The sequence below is a fragment of the Thermoactinomyces sp. CICC 23799 genome (assembly GCF_016055145.1).
Taxonomy (GTDB): domain Bacteria; phylum Bacillota; class Bacilli; order Thermoactinomycetales; family Thermoactinomycetaceae; genus Thermoactinomyces; species Thermoactinomyces intermedius.
The window spans coordinates 120,332-141,606 of the sequence record NZ_JAECVV010000006.1; the positions used below are offsets into that span (position 1 = coordinate 120,332).

Annotated in this window: 14 protein-coding genes, 2 pseudogenes and 1 riboswitch; of the genes and pseudogenes, 13 read left to right on the top strand and 3 right to left on the bottom strand. The window is 48.2% G+C overall.

What is annotated here, in order from left to right; all coding sequences use genetic code 11:
* Nucleotides 1-14: 14 nt before the first annotated feature.
* Together I8U21_RS09585 and I8U21_RS09590 are read left to right on the top strand one after the other, a co-directional pair.
* Nucleotides 15-758 carry an amino acid ABC transporter ATP-binding protein gene (locus tag I8U21_RS09585; protein ID WP_181731724.1) on the top strand — a complete coding sequence of 248 codons (744 nt, stop codon included), beginning with the start codon at nt 15-17 and terminating at the stop codon, nt 756-758.
* A 75-nt stretch (nt 759-833) separates the two neighbouring features.
* The gene (locus tag I8U21_RS09590; RefSeq protein ID WP_198053804.1) at nt 834-1,445 is read left to right on the top strand and encodes a class I SAM-dependent methyltransferase; all 612 of its coding nucleotides are present in this window, start codon (nt 834-836) and stop codon (nt 1,443-1,445) included.
* Nucleotides 1,446-1,506: 61 nt separating this feature from the next.
* Here the strand turns inward: I8U21_RS09590 and I8U21_RS09595 are convergent, their stop codons facing one another.
* Nucleotides 1,507-2,313 (bottom strand): YqhG family protein, encoded by an 807-nt coding sequence (locus tag I8U21_RS09595; RefSeq protein WP_181731722.1) that lies wholly within the window; start codon nt 2,311-2,313, stop codon nt 1,507-1,509.
* Complete coding sequence (locus tag I8U21_RS09600; RefSeq protein WP_181731721.1) at nt 2,294-4,021, bottom strand: DEAD/DEAH box helicase; 1,728 nt, start codon at nt 4,019-4,021, stop codon at nt 2,294-2,296. The genes I8U21_RS09595 and I8U21_RS09600 overlap by 20 nt, the downstream gene beginning before the upstream one ends.
* A gap of 165 nt (nt 4,022-4,186) precedes the next feature.
* A riboswitch (glycine riboswitch) is annotated at nt 4,187-4,279 on the top strand.
* Nucleotides 4,280-4,441: 162 nt separating this feature from the next.
* Here I8U21_RS09600 and gcvT point away from each other — a divergent pair.
* The 10 genes and pseudogenes from gcvT (at nt 4,442) to I8U21_RS09650 (ending at nt 17,551) form a co-directional block, all read left to right on the top strand.
* On the top strand, nt 4,442-5,539 hold the full coding sequence (gene gcvT, locus I8U21_RS09605) for a glycine cleavage system aminomethyltransferase GcvT (protein WP_181731720.1): 1,098 nt from the start codon (nt 4,442-4,444) through the stop codon (nt 5,537-5,539).
* A 22-nt stretch (nt 5,540-5,561) separates the two neighbouring features.
* Entirely contained in the window at nt 5,562-6,911 is a 1,350-nt protein-coding gene (gene gcvPA, locus I8U21_RS09610) for an aminomethyl-transferring glycine dehydrogenase subunit GcvPA (RefSeq protein WP_198053805.1), read from the top strand.
* Entirely contained in the window at nt 6,908-8,368 is a 1,461-nt protein-coding gene (gene gcvPB / locus I8U21_RS09615; protein ID WP_181731718.1) for an aminomethyl-transferring glycine dehydrogenase subunit GcvPB, read from the top strand. The genes gcvPA and gcvPB overlap by 4 nt, the downstream gene beginning before the upstream one ends.
* Before the next feature lie 318 nt (nt 8,369-8,686).
* Entirely contained in the window at nt 8,687-8,866 is a 180-nt protein-coding gene (locus I8U21_RS09620; RefSeq protein ID WP_198053806.1) for a hypothetical protein, read from the top strand.
* A pseudogene (locus I8U21_RS09625) lies at nt 8,845-10,324 on the top strand (MFS transporter). The gene I8U21_RS09620 and the pseudogene I8U21_RS09625 overlap by 22 nt, the downstream one beginning before the upstream one ends.
* 175 nt (nt 10,325-10,499) lie before the next feature.
* Nucleotides 10,500-11,345, top strand: a complete 846-nt coding sequence (glcT, locus tag I8U21_RS09630; RefSeq protein WP_181731716.1) for a glucose PTS transporter transcription antiterminator GlcT — start codon at nt 10,500-10,502, stop codon at nt 11,343-11,345.
* Nucleotides 11,346-11,516: 171 nt separating this feature from the next.
* Nucleotides 11,517-13,463: a glucose-specific PTS transporter subunit IIBC gene (gene ptsG / locus I8U21_RS09635; RefSeq protein ID WP_198053807.1), complete on the top strand. Its 1,947-nt coding sequence runs from the start codon at nt 11,517-11,519 to the stop codon at nt 13,461-13,463.
* 124 nt (nt 13,464-13,587) lie between these two features.
* A complete protein-coding gene (locus I8U21_RS09640; protein WP_181731714.1) occupies nt 13,588-14,565 on the top strand; it encodes an NAD-dependent epimerase/dehydratase family protein in 978 nt (325 codons plus the stop codon).
* A gap of 51 nt (nt 14,566-14,616) precedes the next feature.
* Nucleotides 14,617-15,432, top strand: a complete 816-nt coding sequence (locus tag I8U21_RS09645) for a lipoate--protein ligase family protein (RefSeq protein ID WP_181731713.1) — start codon at nt 14,617-14,619, stop codon at nt 15,430-15,432.
* 310 nt (nt 15,433-15,742) lie between these two features.
* Nucleotides 15,743-17,551 (top strand): serine/threonine-protein kinase, encoded by a 1,809-nt coding sequence (locus I8U21_RS09650; protein WP_181731712.1) that lies wholly within the window; start codon nt 15,743-15,745, stop codon nt 17,549-17,551.
* 130 nt (nt 17,552-17,681) lie between these two features.
* Here I8U21_RS09650 and dat read toward each other — a convergent pair whose 3' ends face one another.
* Nucleotides 17,682-18,527 (bottom strand): D-amino-acid transaminase, encoded by an 846-nt coding sequence (gene dat, locus I8U21_RS09655; protein ID WP_181731711.1) that lies wholly within the window; start codon nt 18,525-18,527, stop codon nt 17,682-17,684.
* A 159-nt stretch (nt 18,528-18,686) separates the two neighbouring features.
* Between dat and I8U21_RS15325 the strand changes: the two are divergent.
* Nucleotides 18,687-21,188 (top strand): annotated as a pseudogene (locus I8U21_RS15325) (vitamin B12-dependent ribonucleotide reductase); the annotation flags it as partial.
* Nucleotides 21,189-21,275 lie beyond the last annotated feature (87 nt).

The following is a 21,275-nucleotide window of genomic DNA, read 5'->3' on the forward strand; positions in this document are numbered from 1 at the left end:
AAGGGGGAGCAGCTGTGATCGGGATCAAAGATCTTCATAAATCGTTTGGTGATGTGGAAGTATTGAAAGGGATTGAGTTGGAGGTCCGCCAGGGGGAAGTGGTTTGCATCATCGGTCCGAGCGGATCGGGAAAATCGACCCTGTTGCGTTGCTTGAATCTGCTGGAAACCCCCGACCGGGGACAATTGACCATTTCCAATGTCACACTGTCGTTCGGAGACCGGAAAATCGCGCCGGCGGAAATCCGGAAGTTGCGCGAAAAAACCGGGATGGTATTTCAGGGATTTCACTTGTTTCCGCATCGTACGGTGCTGGAGAATGTGATGGAAGGGCCGGTTGTGGTCAAAAAGGAATCAAAGCAAAAGGCACGGGAAAAAGCCGAACAATTGCTTGAAAAAGTGGGATTGTCCGACAAAAAGCATGTGTTTCCGAGCCAGCTTTCCGGAGGGCAACAACAGCGCGTGGCCATTGCCCGGGCGTTGGCGATGGAACCGGAGGTGCTGCTTTTTGATGAACCGACTTCGGCGCTGGATCCGGAGCTGGTCGGGGAAGTGCTGAAAACGATGAAAGAGCTGGCCCGGGAGCAGCAAACGATGCTGATTGTCACCCATGAGATGTCTTTTGCCCGTGACGTGGCGGACCAAATCATTTTTATGGATCACGGAAAAGTGATCGAATCGGGATCGCCGGATGAAATTTTTGTGAATCCCAAAGAGGAACGCACCCGTCAATTTCTGTCCAAATTACTGAATCCGTGACGTGGTTTCTTTTTTAAAGGAAAAGGGAATATAATAATTTTGTCATTTCATTATTCACCAAAATGGGGGATGGAGATGGACTGGAATCAAGCTTACGAAACCGGCGACTTTAAAAACTGGGATTTTGGAACAGCTTCATCGGAACTGGTTGCGTTATTTGCCGTCAAAGGGTTGCCACCAGAGGGAAAGCGTGGGGTGGACATCGGTTGCGGCGGCGGATGGGAATCGATTTTTCTGGCGAAATGCGGATTTGATGTCACCGGGGTGGACTTTTCGTCCAATGCCATTCAACTGGCGAAAAAACGGGCGGAAGAAGCAAAGGTTAAAGTCGATTTCAAACAAGGAAACGCTTTGGCGCTTCCCGTTGAGGATGAATCGGTTGATTTTGCCAATGACCGGGGTTGCCTGCATGTGATTCCGGAAGAAGACCGGCCCCGGTACGTGAAAGAGATTCTGCGCGTTTTAAAACCGGGCGGACAATTGTTATTGCGGGGTTGCCGCGAATTGACCGATAAGCTGAAAGAAGCGGCCGGCGAAAGGGAAATTGCCATTAAACCGCTGGCCAAGGAAACGATTGAGTCGCTGTTTTCACCCGATCATTTCACTCTCGGCCCCATTCTTCCCTTGCGCCTGATGGGACAGACCAACGGGATCCCGGGGAATATCGTCTTGATCACCAAACGTTAAAAGTTACATAAGGCCAAACGGAAACAGGGTGTGTGCCGGGTTTAAGCCACACCCTGTTTTTTCATGATTCCATGTAAAACAGTCCGGCATTGACCACCTCCGCTTCGATGCGGGGATGGAATTGCCAAACCAATTCTTGTTCCCGGTTTTTCTTTTCCAGCCGGATTTCTTCGCCTTGGTTTTCCTCATCATCCGGATAAAAGGCATTTAATTGCTCCAGTTCCATGCGCAATCGTTCTTTTGCTTTGGTTGCCCATGTCTGGTCTTCTTCTTTCAATTGGTCTTCCAGATAGTATTCCAATTCGCCGACGGCTTCAGTCAAAGACATTCCCTGTGCAGGGAGATAGCGGTGGGGAGGCAGGCGGTTCAACCATTTTCGGTTTTTCAGACGGTCATAAAACGACTCGGCAATTTCCCCGTTTAACAAATTGATGCCAAGGGAACACAAGCGATCCTTTTTCTGGTCACAAACATAGGAAAGCTGATAATTGACCAACAGCCAGGGCGTGTAGGGCTTGGATGGCGAGTGGCTTGGTTGCCAGCCGGGATCTTCGTACAAACGGACAAATTTTCCGTGTTTTTGCGCGGATTGGAGCATTTTTTGGAAACGGGGGGACCCGTAATGCAGTATTTCCCCCCGGATGTCAGGAGGATGGTTTTTTGGATCGAAAATAAAGCAAAGTTGGACCGGTTTGGGCGGAATGTTCATTTTTTCAACGTACATCCAGTAGAAGGGACGGTTGAGCAAATCTTTATCGGCTTCGACCGATAATTGTGTGATCAGATAAGAAGGGCCCGATTCAATGACCGGGCATTGATAAAGCTTCAGGTATTTCTCTGTCCACTCTCTAACTTGGGCTGGATCCATAAAGCAACACATCCTCTTTTTCCTTCCGATCTTTCAGGACCGCTTTTTTCGTTTCAAAAAAGGCATCTCCCCATTTGCTCAGTTGCTTGCGGACTTCCCCGTCATCTTTCGCTTCCAGCCAAACCCGCATAATGTTTTGTTCCACGTCTTTTTCCCAATCCATTTTTTCCAAAATGACTTCCAGTTCGCCGATGACGGACCGGAAAAGATCGATTTTTTCATGCAGCAACCAGATGATATGCTCCTCAATGGTGTTTAAGGTGGCAAAATTATAAATATACACATCGCTTTTTTGCCCCAACCGGTGAATCCGGCCGATTCGTTGTTCCACCCGCATCGGGTTCCAGGGCATGTCATAGTTGATCATATGGCGGCAAAATTGGAGATTGATGCCTTCGCCGCCTGCCTCCGTCGCGACAAGAACCTGGGCCCTTTTTTGGAACAGCTCCATCATCCAGTCTTTTTTATTCCGGTTAAATCCGCCGCGAAAGGGGACGGCTTGAATCCCGGCATTGAGTAATTCCCGCATCAGCATTTCCTGGGTTGCGCGGTATTCCGTAAACAACACCACTTTTTCCGGGGACAGGCGGCGGATTAATTCGACGGCGGCTTTGGCTTTGGAAGAATATTTTATGCTTCTTAAAAGCGTGATCAGATTGGAAATCTCCGGCGAAATTTCGGATTGACCTTTTGCCTCTTTTTGCAGTAGTTTAAATAAAGTATGAAACACCGCGTCCCGGCTGCTGCAAATTTCTTTTTGCAAAACCAAAAGGGAAAGCGTGTTTTGCATGTCGGATGATTTGTGGTATCTTTGGCGTACAAAGTTTGTGATGCCGTCATACAGAGCCCGCTCGGCACCGGAAAGTTCGATAGAAATGGTTTGAACATGCCGTTTGGTCAACGGTAGTTGCTGATCGGAGCGGCGGTTTCGGATCAACACGCGTTGAATTTCCTCTTTCAGTTGGGCCTCATTTTTGGCTTTTCGTTTTCCTGCGACATAATCGCTGTTAAAATCGGACTGTTTTCCCAGGTGCCCCGGTTTTAAAAGGGTCACCAGGTTATATAATTCCTGTATCTCATTTTGAATAGGCGTTGCCGTCAGCAACAGACAATATTTTTTTTGCAACTGGTTAATAAATTGCCAGTTTTTCGTACGCCGGTTTTTCAGTTTGTGGGCTTCATCGATAATGACCAGATCATAATGCTTGTTCAACACATGTTCGCGGTGGGGGGTTCGTTTGGCGGTGTCGATGGAAGCGACTAAAAAGTCATATTTGTCCCACATCCAGACTTTCTTTTGGGCCATGACCGGGATGTCAAATTTTTGATTCAATTCCCGGGTCCATTGCAATACTAAAGATGAAGGCACCAAAACCAAAGCCCGCTTGACCAGTCCGCGGATCAGATATTCTTTGAAAATCAAACCGGCTTCAATGGTTTTTCCGAGTCCCACTTCATCCGCCAGGATGGCACGGCCGCGCATTTCGTTGATGACACGCCTTGCGACTTCAATTTGGTGCGGAAGCGGTTCAAACCCTTGAATTTGTTTCAAACATTGGATAGATTCAAAAGAAGGGATGATCTTTTTTTCGGCCGCTTCCACCGCCAATTGGAAGCGTTCCCATGTGGACCAGTTTTGGTCTGTTTCCGCTTGGGTCAGAAAGGATTGAAGCCATGTTCGGTCAAAACGAATCGGGGGTGAATGCATCCGTCGATCCACCTTTCTGATAGTCATGAATCCTGTTATAGTATGGTTCAAACGAAGTAAATGAATGCATGGGGAAATAAAAACGAACTTTTTTATATAATAACCTCGAAAATAATCGTGAATTATGGCAAAATGAGGGGTAGATAACCAAATATCGTTCGGCGGTTGAAGGCGGGAGGAGAGACCACATCCGTGGCGCCGAAGGAGCAAGCCTTGAAAGAAGGCGAATCTCTCAGGCAAAAGGAGGCCCGCTGGACGCACCTCTGGAGAGTGCTGGTCTTTTGGATCACAGCCACCAAAGGGGCAACTTTGCGTTCATTTCGCAAAGCAACTCTCAGGTCATAAGGACAGAGTGTTTTTCCCGTGACAGGGGACATTCTGTCTTTTTTTCATGACCCATGAAGTAAGGAGGAACCAGACATGAGTGAGCTGAAAAAAACTCCGTTGTATGAAGTTTACAAAGATGACGCCAAAATGGTTGCTTTTGGCGGTTGGGAAATGCCTGTCCAGTTTTCCGGCATCAAACAGGAGCACGAAGCGGTCCGAACCAAAGCCGGATTGTTTGATGTTTCCCACATGGGAGAAATCATGGTCAGCGGGCCGGGTGCTTTGGATCTGCTGCAAAAGCTGACCACCAATGATGTTTCCAAGCTGAAACCGGGAGCCGCGCAATATACCATCATGTGCAAAGAGGATGGCGGAACCATCGACGACCTGTTGATTTACCGGACAGGAGAAGAAACATTCATGCTGGTGGTGAATGCTTCAAATATCGATAAAGATTACGACTGGATCAAACAACATGCTTCCGGACAAGTGGTTGTGGAAGACATTTCCGAGAAAGTGGCGCTTCTTGCTTTGCAGGGGCCGCTGGCGGAACAGGTATTGCAACGCTTGACGGAAACGGATTTATCATCGATTTCATTTTTCAAATTCCAACAGGAAACCGAGATTGCCGGAGTCAAAGGATGTCTGGTTTCACGAACCGGTTACACCGGGGAAGACGGGTTTGAAATCTATTTTTCCGCTGAGGACGCTCCCGGGTTGTGGAAGGCGATTCTGGAGGAAGGAAAGCCGGAAGGTGTTTTGCCTTGCGGATTGGGAGCACGGGACACCTTACGCTTTGAGGCCAAACTCCCGTTATACGGACAAGAACTGTCCGAAACGATTACCCCGGTCGAAGCAGGGTTGGGCTTTGCCGTCAAACCGGATAAAGGGGAGTTCATCGGGCGGGACGTCTTGGCTTTGCAAAAGAAAGAAGGCGCTCCCCGCAAACTGGTCGGACTGGAAATGGCGGAGCGGGGAATTCCGCGCACCGGCTACCCTGTTTACCGGGGGGAAGAAAAAATCGGGGAAGTCACCACGGGAACACAGTCCCCCACGTTAAAAAAGAATATCGGGTTGGCATTGATCCGTTCAGAATATGCCAAAACCGGTGAAGAAGTGGAAGTGCAAATCCGCAAGAAAAAATTGAAAGCGAAAATCGTCAAAACCCCTTTTTATCAGCGCGAGAAGTAAAAGAGAAAGGCGGAGGTCGGATATGACAAAGTTTCGTTATTTGCCGATGACGGATCAGGATCGGAAAGAAATGTTGAAAACCATTGGAGTCGGATCGGTTGAGGAGTTGTTTGCAGAGATTCCCGAAGAAGTGCGCTTTCAAGGCGAATTAAACCTTCCCCAAGCGATGAGTGAGCCGGCTTTGGTGAGGCATATGGCCCGTCTGGCCGGAAAAAATGCTTCGTTGGACCAATATGTTTCTTTTTTGGGAGCCGGCGTGTATGAACACCATATTCCCAGTGTAGTGAATCATGTCATCTCGCGGTCGGAATTTTATACCGCTTATACCCCTTACCAGCCGGAAATCAGCCAAGGGGAACTGCAAGCCATTTTTGAATTCCAAACCATGATTTGTGAACTGACCGGCATGGAAGTGGCCAACTCATCCATGTATGACGGATTTACCGCCTTGGCGGAAGCAGCCAGTGTGGCGGCAGGGGCCTCCCGTCAGAAAAAAATGATCGTTTCTGAAACCATCCATCCGGAGGCCGTCCAGATTCTTCAAACCAATGCCAAAGGATTCGGATGGGAGATTGTCATGGTGCCGGCCAAAGACGGAGTGACCGACATCGAAGCGCTGCGGCAGCTGGCGGATGAAAAAACGGCGGCTGTCCTTGTCCAATCCCCGAATTTCCTTGGGAACATTGAAGACTTAAAGGGGATTGAAGAAATTGCCCATGCGCATAAAGGCTTGTTGATTGTCAGCACCAATCCGTTGTCTCTCGGCATTTTGAAACCGCCCGGCCAATATAAAGCGGACATTGTTGTCGGGGATGCACAACCTTTGGGAATCCCGGCTTCTTTCGGAGGCCCCCACTGCGGGTTTTTTGCGACGACAAAAAAGTTGATGCGCAAGATTCCGGGACGGATTGTGGGGCAAACCGTGGATGAAGACGGGGTGCGCGGATTTGTTCTCACTTTGCAGGCCAGGGAACAACACATCCGCCGCGACAAAGCGACATCCAATATCTGTTCCAATCAGGCACTGATGGCCCTGGCCGCCAGCGTTTACATGTCGGCATTGGGGAAAAAAGGCATGCAGGAAGTGGCCTGGTTAAACACCAAAAAAGCCCATTACGCGCAAAAACGCCTGTCACAGGTTCCGGGGGTTCGACCGGTTTATCAGCAACCGTTCTTCAATGAATTTGTGATTGAACTCAGCCGCCCGGCCGCAGAAGTCAATCAAGCCCTCCTCCGCCACGGAATGATCGGCGGATATGATCTTGGAAAGTTGAACCCGGCTTGGGAGAAACAGATGCTGATGGCAGTGACCGAAGTGCGGACCAAAGAAGAAATCGACCAGTTGGCAGAAAGATTGGAGGAAATCTTATGAAGAACAAAGAGAAAGCCTTGATTTTTGAAATGAGCCGCCCGGGGCGTGTGGCATACAGTTTGCCGGAGTCGGATGTGCCCGACGTGGATGATCTGCCAGCAGAGTTGCTTCGGGAAGAACCGGCGGAACTCCCGGAAGTGTCCGAACTGGATTTGATGCGTCACTATACGGAATTGTCCAGACGCAACCACGGTGTGGACAACGGCTTTTATCCCTTGGGATCGTGCACCATGAAATACAATCCGAAAGTGCATGAGGACGTGGCCCGTTATCCCGGATTTGCCCAAATCCATCCTTATCAGCCGGAAGAAACGGTTCAAGGCGCTTTGCAACTTCTGTATGAATTGCAAAACGACCTGGCCGAAATTACCGGAATGGATGCCGTGACGTTGCAATCAGCCGCCGGAGCGCAAGGGGAATGGACCGGCTTGATGTTGATTCGTGCTTACCATGAATCGCGCGGGGAAAGCGGGCGAAACAAAGTGATTGTTCCGGATTCGGCACACGGAACCAACCCGGCCAGTGCCTCCGTCGCCGGATTTCAAACCATCACCATCCCTTCCAACGAAAAAGGCCTGGTGGATGTGGAAGAACTGAAAAAAGTTTTGGGGGAAGATACAGCAGCCCTGATGCTGACCAACCCCAACACCTTGGGCTTGTTTGAAGAACAAATTCTGGAAATTGCCGACCTGGTTCATGAAGCGGGCGGGTTGCTGTATTATGACGGGGCCAATGCCAATGCGATTTTGGGGATTGCCCGTCCCGGAGATATGGGATTTGACGTGGTGCACTTAAACTTGCACAAAACGTTTACAACCCCGCATGGAGGTGGCGGCCCGGGAGCCGGACCGGTCGGGGTGCGAAAGGAATTGACGCCGTTTTTGCCCACCCCGGTCGTGAAAAAGGATGATGAGGGAAATTATTATCTCGATGAAAATATTCCCGGCTCCATCGGCCGCATCAAAGGGTTTTACGGAAACTTCGGGATTTTGGTCCGTGCATATGCCTATATCCGGACGATGGGGCCTGCCGGTTTGCGCCGGGTGTCAGAAGATGCCGTATTAAATGCCAATTATCTGATGCGTCGGCTCGAGCCTTATTTCGACCTGCCGTATCCGCAACATTGCAAACATGAATTTGTCTTGTCCGGCAAAAAACAGAAGAAATTGGGGGTACGGACCCTGGATATGGCCAAACGATTGCTGGATTTCGGCATGCATCCGCCGACGATTTATTTCCCGCTGATCGTGGATGAGTGCCTGATGATTGAACCGACCGAAACAGAAAGCAAAGAAACCTTGGATGCCTTTGTGGAGGCCATGATTCAAATTGCCAAAGAAGCGGAAGAAAATCCGGAGATCGTGCAGGAAGCCCCGCACCATACCGTATTGAAAAGATTGGATGAAGTGCAGGCGGCAAGAAAGCCGGTCGTGCGTTGGACGAAACCGGACCAATGAATAAAATGAAAGCACAAACGGGGGCGTGCCCTTCGTTTGTGCTTTTTTATTGGGAGCCTGATTTTCCAGAGTTTCCGCAATTTCACGTTTATTTGCCGCCAAAAGAGGTATATATATGTGAGGGAAGGTGAACGGGATGAATGGACCAGGACGTTTTTCACGGGTTCGCCGGTGACCGATGGACAAACCGGAACAAGGAAAATCAAATAACGTTTGGATGAAGGAATACTGGAGCGATGGTTGGATTACAAAGCGGAAAGTCTTAGGTGCAAGTGGCAATCAATCCTTGGGCGGATTTTGGCTGATGGCGGTTTTCTGATGAGAATCAAATTGGATAAACCAATGACTGAAGAGCCCTTTCCAATTGGAAAGGACTGTTTTTTTGACCGGGGTTTGCCGGTTTTAATTCTGTTGAAATGCGGACACATTAAGATTAACCGACTGCCAAAAGGAGGAATTGCCGGTTGGAAGAAAAAATGGAGCAAAGAAACCGATTGAGAAAAAAGTTAAAGATGAAACTGAAAAAAGACGACATTACCGTGGTGGATGCCAAGGAATCCAAGCGCGCGGTCATGGCCACTTCCGCCGGGAATGCGATGGAATGGTTTGACTTCGGGATTTATTCCTACCTGGCAGCCACCATCGGACAAGTGTTCTTTCCGGAGGCAAGCGGAGTCATGCAATTGGTCTATTCGTTTGCCACATTTGCCATCGCTTTTCTCGTGCGGCCCATCGGCGGGATCTTCTTCGGCATGTTGGGAGACCGGTTCGGAAGAAAGAATATTCTGTCGGTCACTTTGATTATCATGGCCGTTTCGACACTGAGTATCGGTTTGATTCCGGGTTATGCCTCCATCGGATCCACCGCAACGATTTTGTTGCTGTTGGCGCGTTTGGCCCAAGGCTTTTCCACCGGCGGAGAATATGCCAGCGCCATGACGTATATCGCCGAATCCACGCCGGATAAAAAAAGAGGGTTTATGTCCAGCGGTTTGGAAGTGGGAACCCTCGTCGGATATATTGCCGGGGCCGGATTGGTCACGGTGCTGACCTATCTTTTGGGTGAAGAGACCATGTTGGCGTGGGGATGGAGAATTCCGTTTTTGGTTGCCGCGCCGATCGGACTGATCGGTTTTTATCTCCGGAACAAGTTGGATGAAGCGCCGGTTTACGAGGCGATGGAAAGTGACAAACCGGAGGAAGAAAATGATGAACATGCATCCGTCAAAGACATCCTCCGGCTTCATTGGCGTCCGATTCTCATTGGGTTGTTTGTGGTATTCTCCTATAATGTCATCAATTATACGGTTTTATCCCTACATGCCTTCGCATTTGACCGCCGTGCTTGGTTACGGGGAAGCCGAAGGGCTGCTGCTGATTGTGGTTGTGATGCTGATCATGATTCCGATCGTCTTGTTGATGGGATATGCCAGTGACCGGATCGGAGCCAAAAAAATCGTGCAGGGCGGTTTGGTCGGGTTGATCCTCTTATCCGTTCCGGCGTTTTTGCTCATCGGAAGCGGCAATGCCATCCTTGTGTTTGCCGGATTGATGCTGTTGGCGGTCTTTTCTTCCACATTTCAGGGAACCATGCCGTCGGTCTTGCCTTCTTTGTTTTTTACCAATGTACGCAACGGGGCATTGGCGATCACTTATAACATTTCGACCTCCTTGTTCGGAGGGACGACACCGCTTGTTGTTTCCTGGCTCATCAGTCAGACGAATAACCGGATGGTTCCGGCGTATTACCTGATTTTCGCATCGGTGGTGGGAATGCTGGTGGTCACCTGGTTCGTGAAGGAAACATCCGGAAAAGCGCTCCGGGGATCGTTGCCGGTTGTGGAAGAACGTCACGAAATCAAGGAAATTATGGAAAATCCTGAAGAAGCATTATGGTGGCAGGAAGAAGCCCGTCAAATCCATGAAAAGAAAGAAGAACTGACCGGACAACCATAACGTTTTCCTTGAATTCATCTTGTTCATTTTTCCGTTTGGAAAAGTTCCTTTCAGGGTAGTTCCCTTAAAAGGAACTTTTTTTATTATCGAGTATGGTTACACTGTTATTGAAAAGAAAATCATGTTCACGTATACTCAAAGCACATAGGCAACGAGTAAAGTGAGGATGGAAAAAGTGAGCGGATTGTTTCGTATAAAAAAAATATTGAATAACAATGTGGTCATAGCCGTTCACCCGGTCTTTGGAGAAACGGTTTTAATCGGGAAAGGCTTGGGATTCCATAAAAGAGCCGGCGCCGTGATCGATGAAAAAACAGTGGAGAAATGTTTTGTCTTATATGATCCGAAGGAACAAGAACAATACAAGCAATTGCTGAACCAAGTGGATGATCGGTTGGTGGAAGTGATGAATGAAGTGGTTCAGCATATTCAGGACCGGTTTCAATCCCCTTTGAATGAGCATATTCATGTCGCTTTAATGGACCACATTGCTTTTGCGATCAAGAGAACCGAGCAGGGGCTTTCTTTTCACAACCCTTTTCTGATCGAAACGCGAACGTTATATCAAAAAGAATATCAGGTTGCCGAAGAGATTGTCCGGTGGATCAACCTGCGGCTGGATGTGCATCTGCCGGAAGAAGAAATCGGTTTCATTGCCCTTCACATTCACAGCGCTTTGACGAGGCGGCATTTGGCGGAACTTCAGAAATATTCCAAATTAATCTTAAAATTGATTCGATTTGTCGAAAATACGCTGGGTCAAAAACTGGACAAGCAAAGTTTATCCTATATGCGTTTGGTCACACACTTGCGTTATGCCATTGAACGGACGGAAAAAGGGGAAAGTATTTCGGAACCCGAAGGGATGAATGAAATGTTGCGAACTCAGTATCCTTTGTGTTACAATATGGCTTGGAAACTAGCCAAAGTGATGGAAAAGGAACTGAACAAACCGGTGTATCCTGCAGAGATCAGTTATTTGACCTTACATCTGCAACAACTTTGGTCTGATAAAAAGTAAATATTCCTGTTTTTGTTCTTTTACCACGTGTTACTGATTCGATCAGGCATGAGTGGAAAAAGCTGCGAGAGCGGTTTGCACCTTGTGCAAGCGCTTTCTGTCTGCTTTTTTTGCTCATGCCTTTTTGCGTGAGAAAAGGGCAAAATAGGAGAAACAGAGGAGGTAATTTGCATGTTCAAAAATTTGTTTGGCGTCTTGCAACGAATCGGAAAAGCATTGATGCTGCCCGTTGCGATTTTGCCGGCTGCCGGATTGCTTTTGGCATTCGGGAATAAGCTGGACATCAGCATTTTGGAAAGTGCAGGAAACATCATTTTTCAAAACCTCGCATTGATTTTTGCCATCGGGGTGGCGATCGGTTTGTCCGGCGGGGAAGGGACAGCCGGATTGGCTGCCGTCGTCGGGTATTTGATCATGAACACCACCCTGGGGGAAATGGCAAAGTTAAATCAAGTGGAAACCGTCGATGTGCTGGGAATTCCCACTTTGCAGATGGGTGTGTTCGGAGGAATCATCATCGGGGCGGTTGCCGCCTATTTGTATAACCGTTTTCACGATATCGAACTGCCTTCGTTCCTCGGCTTTTTCGGAGGAAAACGTTTTGTTCCGATTGTAACGGCTGTTTCGGCGTTTTTGCTTGGATTGATCTTTTTCTTTGTATGGCCGCCGATTCAGGATCAAATCGATAACCTGTCCAAAATTGTGACAACCCAAAATACGGCGGTTGCGGCTTTCATCTTCGGTTTGATCGAGCGTTCCCTCATTCCGTTTGGATTGCATCATATTTTCTATTCACCGTTCTGGTTTGAGTTTGGACAATATGTCACTGATACGGGCCAAATAGTCAAAGGGGATTTGAACCGTTTCATGGTCGGAGACCCGACGGCCGGAACGTTCATGTCCGGGAAATTTCCGTTCATGATTTTTGGTTTGCCGGCGGCTGCGTTGGCGATTTACCACACGGCCCGCAAAGAAAAGAAAAAATTGGTTGGCGGGATCATGTTGTCGGCCGGTTTGACCTCATTTTTGACCGGGATTACCGAACCGATTGAGTTTTCGTTCTTGTTTGTGGCCCCGGTCCTTTATGCCATTCACTGTGTGTTTGCCGGTTTGTCCTTCATGATGATGGATATTTTGGGCGTTAAAGCCGGAATGACCTTCTCCGGCGGTGTGATCGACTTGATCATGTTCTGGGGGCAGGATACCAAGCCTTGGTTAATCATTCCGGTCGGGCTGGTCTTTGCGGTGATCTATTATTTCGGATTCCGCTTTACCATCCAGTTCTGGAACCTGAAAACACCGGGCCGGGAAGATGATGCGGAAAGCGACGATGCAACGGCTGCGTCGCCGACCGGGGAACTTGCGGCCAATGTCTTGGAAGCGTTGGGCGGAAAAGAAAACATTGCCAACTTGGATGCTTGCATTACCCGGCTCCGGATTTCGGTCCATGATGCCGGACAGGTGAACAAAGACCGCCTCAAAAAACTGGGAGCTTCCGGTGTCCTGGAGATGGGAAATCACTTCCAGATCATTTTCGGGCCGAAGTCAGATAACATCAAGGAACAAATGAAGCGCATCATGATGGGAAAAAGCCCGCAAGTAACGGAGAAAGACAAAGAAAAAGACACCAAAAAAGAAGAACCGGCGACGGTTCAACATGACCAAGAGGAAACGTTGGTTTCGCCCATGACCGGGAAACTTCTGCCGATTGAAAAAGTGCCGGATGAAGTGTTCTCGCAAAAAATGATGGGAGACGGATTTGCCGTCGAGCCGGCTGAAGGAGTGGTTGTTTCCCCCGTGGACGGTGAAATCATCAATCTTTTCCCGACCAAGCACGCCATCGGCATCCGCACTCCGAACGGTCGTGAAGTGCTGATTCATATCGGAATTGATACCGTGAAGTTGGAAGGAAAAGGATTTGAAAGCTTTGTACAGGAAGGCGATTCCGTCAAAGCAGGGCAAAAATTGCTGGAGTTTGACTTGGATTTTGTGAAGGAGAATGCGCCGTCGCTCATTTCTCCGATCGTATTTACCAACCTGGAAGAAGGGAAAACCGTTCAGATCGAAAAAGAAAATGTCACCCGGGGGGACAAAGAGATCATCTCCTTCAAGGGTTAAGGGAAGACAAAGCGCTGCATGCACATGCATGCGGCGCTTTGTTTATTGGCTGAACCACTTGTTTTTTGCCCGGATGGATATGAAATAATGGATCATGGAACATCTTTGAATGGGAGGGGTTTGGATGAAGGTATTGGTCACCGGCGGCACCGGTTTTGTGGGGAGAAACCTGGTGCATTATTTATGGGAACAAGGGTATGATGTCACCGTCCTGCACCGGGAAACATCCCGTTTGCATGATCTCCCGGTAAAGATTTCGCTTCGCACCGGGGATTTGACCCGTCCGGATACGATTGCCGGTTGTTGTGAAGGGATGGATTGGGTTTTTCATGTGGCGGGGGAAGTGACTTGGGGAAAAGCCGGAAAAAAGCACATGTTCCGGATCAATGTCAACGGGACGCAACATATAGCGGAAGAAGCGCTGAAAAGCGGGGTGAAAAAATTTATCCACACCAGCTCGGCGGCTGCAGTGGGACTGCCTTTCAATGAAATTGCCGATGAATCCTACCCGTTTAACGGGGACCGCCTGAAAGTCGGCTATTCCATGGCAAAAAAAGCAGGCGAAGAGGTCGTGCTGCAGTATGTCAAAAAAGGGCTTAATGCGACCATTGTTAACCCCACGGTCATCCTTGGCAGAAGGAATTATGCTTCCAATTTTGTCCGTTCCGTGTTGCAAGGGCGATTGTTTGTTGCACCGGAAGGCGGCATGAACGTTTGTGATGTGGATGATGTGGCAAAAGGCCACCTTATGGCGGCATTGCACGGCAAAAAGGGAGAGAGGTATCTCTTGGGGGGGACCAATCTGCCCTTGCGGGAGCTGTTTCAGAGGATCATCCGCTTGGCAGGAAGCAACCGGACGGTTTATCCGGTTCCGGCTCCGTTGGTGAAAGGTGTTTCGTGGCTGGGGGAAGGTTTATCCTGGCTGATCGGGAAGGAACCGCCTTTTGCTTGGGATTTGGCCAAATTGACCGGGAGAACGATTTATTATTCCTCGCAAAAAGCGGTTCGGGAGTTGGGTTATCATGCGACACCGCTGGATGAAACGCTGCAAAAGGTATTGGAATGGGAGAAGCGGCAACGGTCGCATGCAGATTTTGAATAAGTGTTGTATCATGAAAAAGTAAACGGATTTGATGACAAAGGTGTGATGGAAATGACAACATGGCGATTTTTGCCTTACCAGGCATATTCCGCCGCGGAAAATATGGCGATTGATCAAGCGGTCATGGAGCTTGTCGCGGAGAAAAAGGTTCCCCCGACTTTGCGTTTTTACGGTTGGCAGGTTCCGACTTTGTCGATCGGTTACTTCCAAAAAGCCAAAAAAGAAGTCAACCTGTCTTACATAAAGGAAAAAAATCTGGGCTTTGTCCGGCGGATGACCGGGGGACGGGCGGTTCTCCATGACAAGGAGCTGACCTACAGCGTGATCGTGCCGGAAGAGGATCCGATCATGCCCAAAACCGTCAGCGAGTCCTACCGGGTCATCAGCCAGGGACTGTTGGAAGGATTTAAAGCGCTGGGGTTGAACGCTTATTTGTCCGATCCGCAAAAGACCAAAAAAGAACACATGTCGGCTGCTTGTTTTGATTCCCCGTCGGATTATGAACTGGTGATCGACGGAAAAAAAGTGGCCGGAAGTGCACAAACCCGGCAACACGGAGTGGTTCTCCAGCATGGTTCGATTTTGATGGATTTTGATGAAGATCTGTTGTTCTCCTTGCTGGTATTTCCTTCCGAACGGGTCCGGCAAAGGCTGAAAGAACAATTTTTGCAAAAAGCGGTGGCCATCAACCGGATTTTGTCCCATCCGGTTTCGTTGGATGAAGTTATCCAGGCTTTTTACGAAGGGTTCCAAAAAGGAATCGGCGTCAAATTGGAGCCGGGCGAATTGACACCGGAAGAAAAAGAGCGGGTCCAAGCCCGCATCCGCGAGCGCTATGATTCCGATGATTGGAACTTGCGCAGATAAGAGGGGATGTATGTTTTCGGCTTTCCAATCATTTCGGTTGGAAAGCTTTTTTGTTTGAATATGAAATTTTCATGAAATTTATGTTGCTATTTCTTCTTATTTCGATATATGAATTGATTTATTTTTTTGGACAGAGTATCATCATAATCGTAAGTTTTTTTCTGAATTTTCCTTTGAGATCAATTGGGACTGGTGAGATCATCCTGCTTGATTTTTCGAGTTCTTATGATAGCATATAGATTGCTGATTATAATTGCTCTAATCCATTTTTTGATCATAATAAACTTTTATAAGTTAGGGGAAAATGCTGTTGAAACAGGGAAGTCGATTAAATCGTCGTTATTACGAGAGATTTCAAGTGGAAGACGTGATTAATTTTTTTTCCGGACAACTTCTGCAAGCAAAATCCCCAGATGGTGCTCAGGTATTCCTGCAATCCATCAAAATCACCCGTCGACCTTTACCGTCCGGTTATCGCGAATCCTTTCGCCGTTTGCAGCATCCTAACTTGGCACCAATTCTGGATGTCATGGAAGAAAAGGACCAAATCATTTTGGTTCATCCGCCTTTTTCTGGGGATCCTTTGCCCTTGATCGTGAATAAAGAGCGGGCGATGGAGCCGGAAGTTGCCGTTCGCTTGGTGAACCGGTGCTTTAAAACATTGCTTGATTTATCCCGTTTGCCACTGCCGTTAAGCGCAACGCTGGATCCGAAAAACATTTTGCTCAACGGGCAAAAACCGCTGTTATTGTTCTATTACATGAAAGATCCGGAAAAGCCGAGATATGATGAGAAATGGCGTGAATTGTTGTTCTATTTGTTGACCGGCCAGTCGCCGATAGGCGGACACAAGTCGGCAGAAAAGATTTTAAACGAAAAGAAAATCCCGCAGAAGATTGCCAAATTGGCGTTGTTTGCCTTGAACCGGCAACGCAATTTTGAAGAAGTTGCCGAAAGCATCGAGAATTATCTTCAGCATCATGCGGATGAGGCCGGATTGTCCCGCTCAAGAAAAGAAAAGAGTAACCGGAAGAAAGTTTATGCAACCGTGACGGTGGCTGCGGCGGCATTGGTTCTGGTATCCTTGGCGGTGGCCCAATGGCAGCCGAAGGACAGCTATTCATCCGACAATCCTTTGGCCGGTTTGTTTGTGTCCAGCGGGGATAAAGCAAATCAGGCAAAAGGGGAAAATCAGCTGATCCAGTTCACAAAAGAAAAGGATCAGTATACCTTGTCCAAAAGCATCCAGGGCAACTCCGTTTTAAAAGGGGATTTCATCCTGAAAGAAACCAACACGTTTCTGGGATATCTGGAAGCAGAAGACAAGTCTTCCATTTACGGTTTGTATATTGATGAAAAAGGGGAAATCGGTCTGTTCCATCAGGTTGGCGGAGATAAAGTCACGACGATTGCAAAATCCGGCAATCAATATCGTATTTCCCCCAATAAGAAATACCATTTCGAGATCTATTATCTCTCCGGAAATCCTGTACATATCTCGCTTCAGGAAGAAGGGAAAAAAGAGAAATGGATCGCGGTCGGTATCACTCCGATGCGAGGGGAAATGAAGCTCAAATTCCGCGGTGATGAAGGGGCCCGGCTGAATGCGCCGAAAGTGGATGGCATCAGCGATAAATCATCCGCACTGCGCGACTGGTTGAACCATCAGCCTTGGATCATTGATTTCGGTCAGGCCATTTTGTCGGTGGATGAGCAAAACCGCAATTACCTGGATGTGTTTCCAAAATCCCAAGTCCGGTTGGATGCGGGAGCGGCTTCCGGCTTTTTGATCCAGCCTCCGCCAAATGAATCGTTTGCCATGGATATTCAATCCGTGGGGGATGAGCGGTTCCGTTTGGTATGGTCGGATAAAAAGGACCAAGTGGAGCTTTTTGATGTCAACGGGAATATGAAAAAAGTGGCCGAACAGCGGATGGACAATTATGATGGCAAAACACCCCTTCAGGTGGCCGTCACAACAACGCTGAATATTTTAAACATCCAGTTGACTCATGGTTCGAATGTCACCGAGCTCAATCATACGGCGGAAAACCCTGTATTGATCAAAGATGTCACGCTACGGAACACCGGATTTAAAATCATTGAGGCGAAAAAATAAAAATGATCCGAAAACAGCCAAGGAAGACCGGATTTGATGGGTCTTCCTTGGCTGTTTCTGGAGAAAGTGTGATTTTTCATCTTTTTTTCATTTGCGGAACCTCATGAGAAACCGGGCGGAAAGTGGGCGTTCAAGCTTCGGTTTTTGACGGGATCAGCCGTTTAAAAGCTTCTTGCAACCGTCGGGTGAGCGGACCGGGGCACCCGTCGCCGATGGTTTTTCCGTCCACTTCCACCACCGGGCAGATTTCCATGGTGGTGCTGGTGATAAAGATTTCATCGGCATCAAAAAGGGATTCTTTGCCAAATTTCTTTTCGCTGACAGGAATTTGCAATTGATCCGCTAATTGTAAAGTGATCTTTCGGGTGATTCCGTGTAAAATGAAATGGTCGGCCGGATGTGTGAGGAGCATGCCGTCTTTTACCATAAAGAGATTGGTGGAGCTTCCTTCCGTGACAATGCCGTCCCGGATGAAGATGGCTTCTTTGCAGTGCTTGTCATGAGCTTCTTGCTTGGCCAACACGGCTCCGAGAAGGTTTAAGCTTTTGACATCACACCAAAGCCAGCGGATGTCTTCCGCCGTGATGGCACGGATCCCTTCCGTTTGTTCTTTGACGGGGCGTTCGGCCGGTTGGGTGTATGCTATGAGAAGGGGGGCGCTGTTTTTCGGGAAAGCGTGGTTTCTCGGGGCGGTTCCCCGGCTGACTTGTAAATAAAGATTTCCTTGTGTAAAATCGTTTTGTTTGATTAATTGGTTTAACCGATCCTCCAGCTCGTCCAAGGAATAAGGGAGGTTTAATCTTATTTTTTTGGCACTTTTCTCCAGTCTTTCTAAATGTTCTTTCAAATAAAAAGGTTTTCCATCATAAACCCGGATCACTTCATAAATTCCGTCGCCGAATTGATAGGCACGGTCCTCAATGTCAATACGCACATCTTCGCGTTTTTTGAATTGATCATCATACAAAATCATCATGAGGTTTCATCCTTTCGCGTGTTATATGTATAGTTTGCAAGACAGGAAAAAAAAGAACAAGATATTTCACTATTTTTTTATTTGATGTCTTTTGATTTTCAATATATAGTAGTATTATACTGTTTTTGATACTACATATAGTAGAAAGAAGAGAGGGAAACAATGAAGATCACGAGGTACTTCACCAAAAAAGGCCAAAACCCATATGACACGATTGAATATACAAAACGGGACAGCCGCATCACCAATCCGGACGGAACGGTTGTTTATGAGATGAAGGGAGCCGAAGTTCCGAAGGGTTGGTCACAGGTTGCCACCGATATTTTGGTTTCCAAATACTTCCGCAAAGCGGGAGTGCCCCAAACGGATGAAGAGGGAAATGAAATCCTCGATGAAAACGGAAAGAAAGTTCTCGGACCGGAAAGAAGCGTCAAACAGGTTGTGCACCGTTTGGCCGGATGCTGGCGGAAATGGGGGGAAGATCACGGATATTTCGATACGGAGGAAGATGCCCAGGCCTTTTATGATGAATTGGTGTACATGCTGTTGCACCAAATGGCCGCGCCAAACTCCCCCCAGTGGTTTAACACGGGATTAAGTTATGCTTATGGTATTACCGGAAAACCGCAAGGCCATTATTATGTGGATCCCAAAACGGAAGAATTGAAGAAATCGAAAAGTGCATATGAACGTCCGCAACCGCATGCCTGCTTTATTCTTTCGGTGGAAGACGATCTGGTCAATGAAAATGGAATCATGGATTTGTGGGTGCGGGAAGCACGGTTGTTTAAATATGGAAGCGGTACGGGAAGCAACTTCTCCAATATCCGCGGGAAAGGGGAAACCCTGTCAGGCGGAGGCACTTCATCCGGACTGCTTTCTTTCCTGAAAATCGGGGACCGTGCAGCCGGAGCGATCAAATCGGGCGGCACCACCCGCCGGGCGGCAAAAATGGTGTGCCTGGATATTGATCACCCGGATATCGAAGAGTTTATCAATTGGAAATTGGTCGAGGAGAAAAAAGCCAGAGCATTGATTCAAGCCGGATATGATTCTTCGTTTAACGGAGAAGCTTATGAAACCATTTCCGGGCAAAATTCCAACAACTCTGTCCGGGTCCCCCATTCTTTCTTCAAGAAACTGAAAAACAATGAAGACTGGGAGCTGACGTACCGCACGACCGGTGAAGTGTGCAAAAAAATCCCGGCCCGTTCCTTGTGGGAACAAATCGGAAAAGCCGCTTGGGAATGTGCCGATCCTGGAATCCAATATGACACCACCATCAATGAGTGGCATACCACGCCCGCCGGGATGGATGGCAAACTCGGGGCAAGGCACAACCGGATCAATGCTTCCAATCCTTGCTCGGAATACATGTTTTTGGATAATACCGCTTGTAACCTGGCTTCGTTGAACCTGGTGAAATTTTTTGATGCCGAAACCGGCAAGTTCGATATTCCCGCTTTCCGTCATGCTTGCCGTCTGTGGACCATTGTTCTGGAAATCTCTGTGTTGATGGCACAATATCCGTCCAAAGAAATCGCCAAGCTTTCTTATTTGTATCGCACCTTGGGGCTTGGATATGCCAACATCGGAACGTTGCTGATGATTTCCGGCATTCCTTATGATTCCAAAGAAGCCTTGGCGATTACGGGGGCGATCACGGCCATCATGACCGGGGTGGCTTATTCCACTTCGGCGGAAATGGCCAAAGAGTTGGGACCTTTTAAAGCATTCCCGCAAAACCGGGAGCATATGCTCAGGGTGATTCGCAACCATCGCCGTGCGGCATACAATGCACCGGAAGAAGAATATGAAAACCTGGAAGTCAAGCCGATGGGCATTGATGAAAAAGTTTGCCCGGAATATCTGTTGAAAGCGGCCCGGGCTGCTTGGGACGAAGCTCTCGCCATGGGAGAAAAATACGGTTATCGCAATGCGCAAACGACCCTCTTGGCTCCAACCGGAACCATCGGTTTGTTGATGGATTGCGACACGACGGGGATCGAACCGGATTTTGCGTTGGTGAAATTTAAAAAGCTGGCCGGCGGCGGTTACTTTAAAATCGCCAACCATTCCATCCGTCCGGCCTTGAAAAAGCTGGGTTACAGCAAAGAGCAAATCGACGACATTCTCACTTATGTAACGGGTACGTTGTCGTTGGACAATGCGCCTCACATTAACCGGGAAACCTTGAAACAAAAAGGGTTTACCGATGAAGATCTGAACCGGGTGGAAGAAATTCTGCCGACAGTGTTTGAGCTTTCGTTTGCTTTCAACCGTTATACATTGACGGATGATTGTTTGAAACGCTTGGGCTTTACCCCCGAACAGTATGAAAAACCGGATTTTGACGTGTTAAGGGCATTGGGCTTCACCAAGAAGCAAGTCGATGAAGCCAATGATGTGATTTGCGGCATGATGACGATTGAAGGAGCACCGCATCTGCGTGAAGAGCATTACCCGGTTTTTGACACGGCCAACCCGTGCGGAAAACATGGCACCCGCTTTATCCACTACATGGGGCATCTGCGGATGATGGCCGCGGCTCAGCCTTTCTTGAGCGGAGCCATTTCAAAAACCATTAACATGCCGAATAGTGCCACCGTTGAGGATATCCTCCATGCTTATGAAGAAGGATGGAAATTGGGATTGAAGGCCGTGGCCTTGTACCGCGACGGATCCAAAAGCTCCCAGCCGCTCAATACCAAAGGGGACGATCAAAACGATGAGGAAGCCGCGGAAGAA